The sequence below is a fragment of the Pseudoxanthomonas sp. PXM03 genome (genome assembly GCF_014852005.1).
Classification (GTDB): Bacteria; Pseudomonadota; Gammaproteobacteria; order Xanthomonadales; family Xanthomonadaceae; genus Pseudoxanthomonas_A.
Genome location: NZ_JACVAU010000001.1, coordinates 41,899 through 53,465, shown reverse-complemented (window position 1 = coordinate 53,465; position 11,567 = coordinate 41,899). Strand labels below are relative to the sequence as shown.

Sequence of the window (11,567 nt, the reverse complement as noted above, 5' to 3'; positions counted from 1 at the left end):
CGGAAAGCCGGCGACGGCCCGAACCTTCAGGCGGTCCGATGGCGGATCAGGTCAGTCGAACTTGTACTCGACCATCAATGCGAACGAACGACCGCGCGGATCGGCGACACGCGGCTCCCACGCGGCGCCGGAAGCGAAGTCGTTCTGGTGCGCGGTGAACGGAGGATCTTCGTTGAGCAGGTTGCGTACGACGAAGGTGAACTTGGCATTGTCCAGACCCGTCCAGCCCACGCTGTAGTTGTACGTGATGTAGTCGTCCACGTCCGGGTTCCAGTCTTCCGGAATGTAGCTGCCGTTCCTCACGCTGACCGGCAACTCATCCTTGTACCCGTCGCGGTAGATCTGGGTCAGCGTGTGCGACCAGTCGCCCTTTGCCCAACTGACGCCCAGCGTATGCTTCCATTTCAACGGCAGACTGTAGTAGCGGACGTACTTGCCCACCAGATTGTCGCCATAGGGCGAGTTCTCCAGCGCCTTCTCCTGGAAACTGTCGATGTAGCTGCCGTTGAGGTTGACGCGCCACGTGCCGCCGGCCAGTTCGCCGGTCAGGTTGGCGTCCACTTCCACGCCGCTGATCAGCGTGCCGCCCGAGTTGATGAAGCGGCGGTCGATCGCCACCACTTCGCCGCTGGCGTCGCGGATCCAGTTGTCGACGAAGAGATCGTAGTTGGCGATCAGGGTCGCCTGGTTGGGCGTGCGGATGGTGTTGGTGCGCTCGATCTCCCACCAGTCCAGGCTGATGTTGAAGCGATCATTGGGCGCGAACACCACGCCGAAGCTCTTCTGGTCGGACGTTTCCGGCTGCAGGTCGGCCTTGCCGCCCGTGAAGATGGCGGGCTGGATGGCTTCGCAGCCCGGCACCGCGGGATTCGCCGCACCGCCGGGACAGGTAGCCGGGTCGGCCAGGTCGAAGCCGGTGTACGGGCTTTCGGTGACACCGCTGAACAGCTTGGTGAACTCGGGCACCTTGAAGCCTTCGCTGATGGCGCCACGGAATGCCAGCGAATCGATCGGCTGCCACTTGAACGAGAACTTCGGATTGACCGTGCTGCCGAAGCCGTCGTAATCGTCGCGGCGCACGGCCACGCTCACTTCCAGGCTGTCCAGTACCGGCAGGAAGGCTTCCGCATAGACCGCCTTCACATCGCGCTGCACCTTGGGCAGGTTGTTGGTCGCATCGAACGGCGCACCGAAGATGTAGCTGTTGTCCAGAACAATGCCGTCCGCGGTCGAGCCGAACTCGAACTCCTCGCGACGCAGGTCCACGCCGACCGCTGCCATCACCTCACCGCCCCAGAGGTTGAACCCCAGTCCACCGGAGAACGCCGCATCCAGCGTCGTGACCGTGGACTCGCCGCCGTACAGGCGGACGCCCGCCGCCGACGCGGCCTGCAACGCTGCAACGCCCGCCGGATCGTGCTGCTGGCCGGGCATCAGGAAGGGATTGAGCAGGCCACTGCCCAGCACCGCCTTGAACGCCGGGGTGAAGTAATAGCCGGTGCCCAGCACCGACTCGGCCTCGCTGGAGGCGCGCGACAGGCCGATATCGTAGTCCCAGCTGCCCAGGGTGCCGTCGAAGCCCACCAGGAAACGGTACGCCTTGGTGGTGGTCTCGATCTGGCGCGGTCCGCAGATCTCGCAGCGCCACCGATAAGGGATCGGACGGCCGTAGACGAGGTTGGCGGGACCGAAATAGCCGACCAGCGCGTTGTAGATCATGTTGTAGGTCGCCGTGGTATTCGCGTTCAGCGGATACCACGTGCTCGGCCCGAGCGCCGAGGCCGCGGTCGAGGTGCTGGAGGTGATCTGCTGCGCTTCGAACTGGCGGTTGGACTCCGAACGCGAGGCCATCGCTTCGGCGTAGAAGCGGTGGTTGTCACTGATCTTGAACGTGGCACGGCCCAGGGCCTGGAGGCTCTCCTGTGGCTGTTGCATCACCTGCGCGGCCGGGTAGTCCCACGCACAGGCGTACCTGGAGTTCGCCACGCCCCACAGCTGGTAGGCATAGGGCCCCATCATGTCGCCGCCGGCTTCGCAGCCCGCTGCGCCCGGCAGGTTGAGGATGTTGATCAGGGCCTGTCCGCCGCCGCCAGCCGGATCGGCCAGGGTGCCCGTGATCATGCCGCCGGCCAGGTTGGACACGGTGGCGAACGGCGTGCCGCGCGTGTCGGGCGACAGGCCGCGGTTGAGCTGGAAGGTGTTGGAGAAATCGCGATCACTGCCCAGCAGGATCTCGTTCTCGCGATAGTTCATCGTGCCCCAGACGTTCCAGCCATCGTTGTCGATGTCGCCCATGCCTCCCAGGACGCTGTAGGTGAAGATGTTGCCGCCACCTTCCTGGGTCATGTCGAACCCGGCATTGACCGTGATGCCCTGATAGTCGCTGCGGGTGATGAAGTTGATGACGCCGCCGATCGCATCGGTGCCGTAGACGGCGGACGCACCGTCGCGCAGCACTTCGACCCGGTCGATCGCCGCGAACGGAATCGAATTCAGGTCCACCGCCTGGCCACGCAGGCCGTGGGTGGCGACGCGGCGGCCATTGAGCAGCACCAGCGTGGCATCCGCGCCCTGGCCGCGCAGGTTGGCACCGGACACGCCATTGTTGCCGCGCAGATCCGCCGGAGCGATGCCCGCGTTGGAAGCAAGACTGTCGGAACCGTTGCTGGCGATGTTGAGGAACTGCAGCAGTTGCTCTGCCGAGGTGATGCCCTGCGCCTCGATCTCCGCCTTCTGGATGATGGTGACGGGCAGTGCGGCTTCCACGTCGGTGCGCTTGATGCGCGAACCGGTGACGGTGACGGTATCCAGCGTGCGCGCACCGCCTTCCTGGGCAGGCGCTGCATCCTGCGCGAGGCCGACTGCGGGGATGGCGAGTCCCAGCACGATGGCGGCGGCGAGATGGCTCGGCTTGAGCGGATGGGATCGAACGGGCATGCGGAATCTCCTGGATGAAAGAACGCTGCAATACGCGGCCACTACACTGTCGCTGCGATGCGCCGACGCGTTGTTCCAGGGGAGCTCGATGGTCCTCGCATGGCTTCCGCGACGGACGCGTTGCCTGCCATCTCCCCGGAGCGCACGAATCCCCACTGGCGCCTTCCGGCGCACCCGTCCCGGATGCGCACCGCAGTACGTTGGTACGTTGTTTTGATTGCTATGACGTGCGCCGGCACCCCGCCGGCACCCATGGATGGACGATGCCGCCATCCCTCACAAAAACCCTTGTACATCCGTGTAGCACGCCACCCGGAGTGAGTCAATAATTTATTCTTGTTGCACGAAAAAACTGACTTGAATATTCCTGATCAAGGCGACGGAGCGCCCGCGTCCTGTGCTGGCGCCACGCGGGTCAGCGCATGCAGGATGCGGAGGTCCTCCGCATCCAGTTCGGTTCCTTCCATGCCACGGAAGCGGTGATGGAACGCACGCACGGTGGAGCCACGATCCTCGACGGAGTAGCCGACCGCCTGCAGTGCAAGCCAGGGGTCGAATCCCGCAGGGGGGTCGCCTGCTCCTTCGGCGGGCCAGATGCCGAAGCCGGCATCGTGGAGGCGCTTCCACGGGAACAGCGGGCCCGGATCGATCTTGCGCGACGGTGCGAGATCGGAATGGCCGATCACCTGGGCAGGGGGAATACGCAGGCGTTCGGACAGGTCGCGCAGCAGTACGATCAGGCTCTCGATCTGGGCATCGGGATACGCCGTCTTGCCATCATTGTCGATCTCGATGCCGATCGAGGCATTGTTGACGTCGGTGATGCCGCCCCAGCGGCCGGCGCCCGCATGCCACGCGCGCTGTGAATCCTTCACCAACTGGTAGACCTTGCCGTCCCTGCCGACCAGATAGTGGGCACTGACGCGACCGCCGCTGTTGCGGGTGCGCAGCGTGTCCAGCGACTGCTCGACCGAGTCCTGTTCGGTGTAGTGCAGCACGATGACGACCGGGCGCCGCTCATCGAAGTTCTTCGAGGGTACCCAGCTGGCGAGCGGGTTGCGCGGGCCGGAATGGGCGCAGCCGCCGAGGAACAAGGCCAGCGCAGCAATCAGCGCAGCGCGGCAAGCGAACGGGACGGACGTGGTCATGATGAAACCCTCGTTGGGCAGCCGTGCCAAGAAATAGCACGGACGATGCCGACTGGCGCAGACGGCAGAAAAAGAAAGGCCTGCCGCGAACAGCAGGCCACCGGAGAAAAACCGCTTCGATCGCATGCGCTGCGCGATCAGAAGTTCCAGGTCACGACGAGTTGGGTGTAGCGCGGGGACTGCCAGCGCGTGCCGGTGCCGAAGGTGGAACGCATCTGGCCCGGCTGGCCTTCGTAGCGTGCGCGCACGTTGATGACCTCCTGCTCGTTGAGCAGGTTGAACACCGACAGCCGTGCCTTGAGGTCGATGCCATCGACTGGCAGCGTCCACGTGACATTGGCGCCGAGGTTGTAGATCCACGGCATGCGGCCAAACGCGCCGCGTGGCGAGTACTCATACGTGCGCTGACTGTTGGGCAGCGAGCAGTTCTGCACGCAGAGCCAGCCGGTACCACCGCCACTGCCCTCACTGGTATAGCTGGCAATGCTGTCTTCACCCGGCCGCGATACACCGAACGCCGTGATCGGGCCACCAGAAAGTGCGGTCAGCGTACCGCCAAACGACCACATTTCGTTGAACTTGTAGCTGCCGCGCAACTTGATCTGATGCCTGTGATCGTTGAACAGGTCGCCGTAGCGCTCGTTGTTGGCTGGATGGTCCCAGTGCTGGACCATGCCCGTGTCGCCATAGTTGGTGTCGGAGTTGACCGGGCCTTCATGATTGCCTTCCAGCTTTGACCAAAGGTAGGACGCATTGAACGCCCACTTGTCGTCCCATGCCCGGTCAATCTGGAGTTCGACGGCCTTGTAGGTGCGCTTTGGCTTCGAGTAACCGATGATCTGGTTGGTGCCCGCCGTTATATAACCTTCCTTGGAGGTATCGATCGTCACCCAACCGTCTTCCGCACACCCCATGGCCCGCGTGCCCCACAAGGTGAGCGACTCGCCTGGATTGGCGATTGGCCAGAGATTGGCGTGACGGACGCCGCACAGCGCGTTGATACGTACATCATCCATGGCGTTCGGCATGCGCCGATAGGTTGCATTGACGCCCCATGACCATGCCTGGTTGATCATCGACTGGAATCCGACGATCGCTTCGTCCTGGTAGACCGCATCCAGATCGCGGTCGACGGGTTCGTTGGACAGATTGAAACTGTCATCGATGGGGCCTATCTGCGCACCGATGATCGGCGATACATAAGGAGCGCCGGTAACCGGATTCGTCTGTGGCGTCCAGCCATTCAGCACGTAGAACGCACGCTCGTCGGTCAAACCTCCGGCGAAGTTGTAGCTGATGATGCTGGGAATCGGCAGGTAATAGCGTCCAAGGTTCGCGAAGAGCTTGGTCGTACCGTCACCCTTCATGTCCCAGGAAAATCCGACACGCGGCGAGACGAGGTTGTCGAGCTTTATGTAGCTGCCACCCGCGGCGTCGAGATTCTCGAAATTGTCCACGCGCAGACCGAGATTGATCAACAGATTCGGAGTCACGCTCCATGAATCCTCTATGTAACCTGCGCTGGCCTTGATATCGAAGACACCGCCGTCGGCACGGTTGCGCGCCATCAGGAATGCATTGACGCCGGTTGGGAGCACAGTACCGTTGTCAAGAACCTGCGTGGCACTCGTGCGTCCATACGCCGTGTATTGCGCGCCGCTTCCGGGGTAATAGCTCACCCGATCCGTGGTCATGAGTTCGTGGTCCCAGCCAAAACGCAGCAGGTGGTCGCCGAGGGTCCACTCGAAGTCCAGACGCTTGACCTTGCGTTCGTCCTCGTGGGAGACGACGTTGGAACCCGGGTGGCAGCCGAGGCGCGGCTGTCCCAGCGCCGCGTATGCCGCCCCATAGGACGCAGCGTTATAGGTGACCCAGTCGCAGAGCGAATCTGCGGGCGACAGCGTGAAGCTCGTGCTCCGGTTGATGCCATACATGGCCTTGGCGACGAAGCTTTCGCCGAATCGTCCCGTGTAGGTGACCGATCCGCTCTTGCCACCGCTCGACACTGTCGACTCGTTGGGCGCGCTTCCGCTGATCGTGGACGTATCGAAGTCGTAGCCATACTGCGCATAGTCGGTGTCGCCCTCATCGGAGAAGGCCAGCAACTCGAGGAGATGGTCGTCCGTGATGTTCCAGTCCAGCTTGGCGCCCCAGAACCCGTTGTTGGACTTGCTCTTCGTCCATGTACTTCCCACGGCGTTCGTATAACCGGAATTTCCGTCGCGTTGCTCATACATGGCGAAGAGGAAAAGCTTGTCCTCGACCACTGGGCCAGATGCCCAGACATTCGCCTTCGTAAAGCTGCTCCGGTCGTGGCTGGACCGCACGTTCGGCGCACCGTTGGTGTAGTAGTGGTCGTCTGCGCTGGTCTTCCATGCGCTCGGCTGGAACGTTACTTCAACACCTCCTTTGAACTCGTTGCTTCCGGAACGTGTGACCGCGTTGATGACGCCGCCCGTGGAACGCCCGAACTCTACCGAGTAGCCACCCGTCTTTACTTGGAATTCCTGGAAAAAGGCGAACGGTGCAGTCGAGAAGCTCTGACGCCTGTAGAAGTCGGTGACATTGAGGCCGTTGATGAACACGGAATTCTCGGCCACTGAAGAACCACCGAACGAAATGCCTCCGAAGCTTGAGTTGCCGCCAATCACGCCGGGCGCCAACAGCGCGACAGACGACGCGTCCTGCGCCACGGGGAGTCGGGCGAGTTCTTCACGATTGATGTTGGTCGCTGACTCCGTGGATCGCACGTCCACGCGGTTGACCACACGCGAGCCGACCACCTGCACCGCGTTGAGATTGACTACGCCGCCATCGGCGCCCAGGTTGACCGTGGTCGTGCCGCCGAGCGATACATTCACACCGACGGCGTCGCCGACGTTGGCGCCGTCGCGCTTGACCTGCAACTGGTAATCGCCAATCGGCAACTGGGTCAGGCGGTAACTGCCATTGCCTTCCACCGTGACGGTGCGGCTGGCACCCGTCGCGGTATTGACGATCGTGATCTGGTCGCCCGCACTGGCCCGTCCCGCGACAGCGCCGGTCGCGCTCTGCGCCATCGCCAACGGCGCCATGGTCGCGATGCATGCCCCCAGCGCGATGCCCAGCGCCGCCTTCTTCAATACCTTGCCTTTCATCCCCGCTCTCTCCTGCTAAAGATGTTGGTTGAACTGTCTGTCGTGGTCAGTCGTGCCCGTCCTGCGGCAACACGGTCCATTCGAACCGGTAATCCCATTGATCGAAGTAGAGGTTCCCGCCTTGCCACTCCGCTTCGCCGCGCTGGAGGTCCACCGTCTCCGAACGCACGTGCCGCTTGGCGGGAACGAACTCGCGCGAATAGTCGTCGTTGAATGCGATGCGGTAGGCGTCCAGCCCACCCAGGTAGAACCAGCGCAGCGCGGGATCGTCCGACTGCAGCTGGCCCGTGGTCACGTCCATCGGCACCCAGCCGTAGGGTGCCAGGTACACCCAGCCCCAGTCGTGCATGTTGTCGTAGCCGACTGCATCGTCCGAGTACACCCAGCCGGACTGCCAGCGCGCGGGAATACCGTTCATGCGCAGCAGGGTGATCAGCAACAGGGTCTGCTGCCCGCAATCGGCATGCCCGGCGCGGAACGCGTAGTCGCTGATGTTGCTGATGGTCGAGTACTCGCGCGCACCTGCCCACGGAATGCGATCCACGGCGGCAAACAGCTTCTGCGCGATGCGGTAGGGATGTGTCTCCTCGCCGACGACGCTGGCGCTGAAGCGGCGCAGGTCATCGCTGAAGACCACATGCGGCGCGCGTTCGGCCACGAACGGCGCCAATGCCGGCGTGATGTCCGCGGGCACCACTTTGTCCGGATCAATGGGGAAATGGCGCGCATGGACGGTCATCTCGTAGCTCACCGAGAACGTCGTCGGCGCATCGGCCAAGGCGGGCTGCTCGAGATAGGCCGTCCGCTGCAGCGCGGACTCCGGCGCGACCTGCGCACCCGCCGGCAGACTGCCCAGCAGGCGAATGCCTTCTTGCTGGCCGGGGATCGCTCTCGGGTAAGGGATCCACGCCCGCACCCTCTCTCCCGCCGGCACCGCACCCGGCTTCACCGTCAGCGACTGGGTTACACGGATGCGGCGCGGCGCCACGCTGCTCGATCGCGAGGCTGCGGCCGCACGCACCACTTCATGGTGGTGGGGATGCAGGGATTCGAACGGGCCCTCGGTGAACGGCTTGACCGGTGGCGCCCGGCGCGCGGCCGCCTCCGGGCTGAGCCGGAACAGGTTCGAGACGGAGCGGCTGAAATAGCGCGGCTCGCCATCGATATCCAGCCGCTCGATCAGGCCGGCACGATCCCAACGCTGGAACTCGTCCTCGCGCAGATCCGGTACCTGCGCACGGATCCGACGACGGACGGCGTCTGCGTCGAGCGTGAAGTCCAGGCGGATCCGGCGCATGCGTTCGCGCTGAAACAGCAGCGCCTGGCGGCCGGCGGCGTCGGTGGGGGCCGCCGCCAGCGCTCGGGTGATGGCAGCGTCGGCGTCGCGGAAGCGCCCCTGGTCCACATCGGCGACGATCTCCACCAGCGGGTCTCCCGCCCATGCACCCGGGGGAGCGAGGAGTACCATCGGCCACCCGCACAGGCACAGCCACGCCGCCAGCCGGCGCCTGGGGCGCCTGCCGCGTGCTGCAACCGTGTGCTGGCGCTTGCTGGCATCCACGTCGTACATCCCCACGTCGACTGGTCACGGCTGTGTAACACGGCATTAATGCATGGGTCAATAATTTATTCTTGATTTTTATCTCGGAAGAAATAAATATTCTTGCAGAACCTACCCCCGGCATGGCGTCATGTATGTCCGGCGGACCAGGCCTGACCAAGGGGAGCGGATGAACGCATCGACGCCTTACCGGCCCACGGTGGGACGGGACACTCCGGGGCACGCCCCCCATCGCCGGTGGCTGCACTGCTTCGCCCTGACGGCGTTGCTGTGCGCCACACCGCCCGCGCTGGCACGCGCGTCATTGCCGCTACCGCAGCATGCGGTGATCGGCGTGGAGGACCGCCACCTGCAAGCCGACTACTGGACGGGCAAGCTGGCGCACCCGCAGCGCGCGCTGCTCGATCGTGCCGGCGTGGCCGCGCAGAACCAGCGCATGCAGCAGACCGACCGTCACGTCCATGCACTGGAAGCACTGCCGGCGGAACTGACCCGCGCCGAGGTGCGGGCATGGCTGCTGCCGCTTTCGGCACCGCCCACCCGCACCCTGTACGACGCACAGGGTCGCGAGGTGACGAAGACGCAGTTGGCCGCGATCGCCGCCAATGCGGCCGTGGATACCGTCGCGGAGCGCGCGCCGGCACGCTACGGCCTGGTCGTGCACCGTGCCGACCTGCGCACGTTCCCGAGCCGCGAGCGTGTGTTCAGCAGCCAGGGCGACACGGATATCGACCGCTTCCAGGAAAGCGCCCTGTTTCCCGGTATCCCCGTCGTCATCGCGCATACCAGCGCTGACGGCGACTGGTACTTCGTGGTCAGCCCGCTCTACGCAGCATGGATCGAAAAGCAGTACGTCGCCGAGGGCGATAGAGGGATGGTGTTCGGCTATGGACGCAGCACACCTTCACTGGTGGTGACGGGCGCGACAGCGCGCACCGTCCACAACCCGGAGGAGGCCGGCCTGTCCGAACTGCAACTGGACATGGGCGTGCGCGTCCCGCTGCTTGCCGATTGGCCGGCCGACACGCCGGTGAACGGGCAGCACCCCTACACCTCGCATGTCATCCAGCTGCCCGTGCGGCGCGCCGACGGCGCACTGGCGCTGCTGCCCGCGCTGCTGCCGCGCACGGCGGACGTGGCACCGGACTACCTGCCGCTGACGCAGGCCAACCTGCTGCAGCAGAGCTTCAAGTTCCTTGGCGAGCGTTACGGCTGGGGCCACAGCTACAACACCCGCGACTGCAGCGGCTTCGTCTCCGAGGTCTACCGCAGCATGGGCATCACCCTGCCGCGCAACACCAGCGCGCAGGCCGTCAGTCCCGCTCTCGAGCGGGTAGGCTTCGAGGCTTCCGACAGCCACGAGAAGCGCCTCGCCGTGCTGCGTACGCTGCAGGTAGGCGATCTTGTCTATATCCCCGGCCACGTGATGATGGTGATCGGCCATGACAATGGCACCACCTACACCATTCACGACACCACCGGCATCACCTATCGTGGCGCGGACGGGAAGACCGTGCGCACCCGGCTCAATTCGGTGGCCGTCACCCCGCTGGAGCCGCTGATGTTCAACAGCGAGCAGCCCACCGTGGACCGCATCACCGCCATCCAGAGAATCCGTGCCCAAGGGGCTCCATGAAGATCACCGACATCAAGTTCGGCATGCTGCGCGTGCCGTTGAAGACCCCGTTCAAGACCGCCCTGCGCACCGTCGACACGGTCGAGGACATCGTGGTGATCGTGCACACCGACACCGGGCACACAGGCTACGGCGAGGCCCCCGCCACCGCCGTGATCACCGGCGATACGCATGGCTCCATCATCGAAGCCATCGGCAAGTTCATCCGGCCGCGCCTGATCGGGCAGGAAATCGCCCACCTCAACCGGATCACCGACCTCATCCAGACATCACTGGAGCGCAACACCAGCGCGAAGGCCGCGGTGGAGATCGCGGTCTACGACCTCTGGGCCCAGTTGTACGACGCCCCGCTCTACAAGATGCTCGGCGGTGGCGACCCGGTCATCACCACCGACATCACCATCAGCGTGGACTACATCGACAAGATGGTGGCCGATTCCATCAGTGCGGTGGAGCGTGGCTTCGAGTCGTTGAAGATCAAGGTGGGCAAGGACATCGGCCTGGATATCGAACGGGTGAAGGCCATCTATTCCGCCGTCGAAGGCCGCGCACTGCTGCGGTTGGACGCCAACCAGGGCTGGACCGCCAAGCAGGCGGTGTTCGCCATGCAGCACCTCGAAGATGCAGGCGTGGTGCTCGAACTGCTGGAACAGCCGGTCAAGGCGCGCGATCTCGAGGGACTGAAGTACGTCACAGACCGCGTGCACACCCCGGTGATGGCCGACGAGAGCGTGTTCGGGCCCACCGAAGTCATCGACCTGATCAAGATGCGCGCCGCCGACATCATCAACATCAAGCTGATGAAAACCGGCGGCATTTCCAACGCCATCCGGATCGCCGACATCGCGTCGCTGTATGGCGTGGAATGCATGATCGGCTGCATGATCGAGACCAGCATCAGCGTGGCGGCCGCCGTCCACGTGGCCGCCGCGAAGGCCAACGTGATCACCAAGGTGGACCTGGACGGTCCGTCGCTGGGCCAGTTCAACCCGGTCGAGGGCGGGGTGATCTTCAACGAATCCGAGATCACGATCACCGACGCGCCCGGCCTGGGCATCCGTGAGATCCGCGGCCTCGAGATGCTGCCGGGCTGAGCCCGGTGGCGAAGGCCCGTTGTCAGCACCGCCCACCGCCATCACACTCACGCC

The 11,567-nt window shown here is 64.2% G+C and carries 6 protein-coding genes; 2 read left to right on the top strand and 4 right to left on the bottom strand.

Annotated features, from left to right (window positions below; all coding sequences use genetic code 11):
* Nucleotides 1-51: 51 nt before the first annotated feature.
* The 4 genes from IB223_RS00255 to IB223_RS00240 form a co-directional block, all read right to left on the bottom strand.
* On the bottom strand, nucleotides 52-2,937 hold the full coding sequence (locus tag IB223_RS00255) for a TonB-dependent receptor (protein ID WP_192199709.1): 2,886 nt from the start codon (nucleotides 2,935-2,937) through the stop codon (nucleotides 52-54).
* Nucleotides 2,938-3,308: 371 nt separating this feature from the next.
* Entirely contained in the window at nucleotides 3,309-4,085 is a 777-nt protein-coding gene (locus IB223_RS00250) for an N-acetylmuramoyl-L-alanine amidase (RefSeq protein ID WP_192199708.1), read from the bottom strand.
* A 137-nt stretch (nucleotides 4,086-4,222) separates the two neighbouring features.
* Nucleotides 4,223-7,222, bottom strand: coding sequence for a TonB-dependent receptor (locus IB223_RS00245; protein WP_192199707.1), 3,000 nt, complete (start codon nucleotides 7,220-7,222; stop codon nucleotides 4,223-4,225).
* A gap of 46 nt (nucleotides 7,223-7,268) precedes the next feature.
* A complete protein-coding gene (locus tag IB223_RS00240) occupies nucleotides 7,269-8,690 on the bottom strand; it encodes a transglutaminase-like domain-containing protein (RefSeq protein WP_192201181.1) in 1,422 nt (473 codons plus the stop codon).
* A gap of 262 nt (nucleotides 8,691-8,952) precedes the next feature.
* Here IB223_RS00240 and IB223_RS00235 point away from each other — a divergent pair, with 262 nt between their 5' ends.
* Both IB223_RS00235 and IB223_RS00230 read left to right on the top strand, forming a co-directional pair.
* Nucleotides 8,953-10,419, top strand: coding sequence for an SH3 domain-containing protein (locus IB223_RS00235; protein ID WP_192199706.1), 1,467 nt, complete (start codon nucleotides 8,953-8,955; stop codon nucleotides 10,417-10,419).
* Nucleotides 10,416-11,513: a dipeptide epimerase gene (locus tag IB223_RS00230; protein ID WP_192199705.1), complete on the top strand. Its 1,098-nt coding sequence runs from the start codon at nucleotides 10,416-10,418 to the stop codon at nucleotides 11,511-11,513. The genes IB223_RS00235 and IB223_RS00230 overlap by 4 nt, the downstream gene beginning before the upstream one ends.
* The last annotated feature ends 54 nt before the right edge of the window (nucleotides 11,514-11,567 follow it).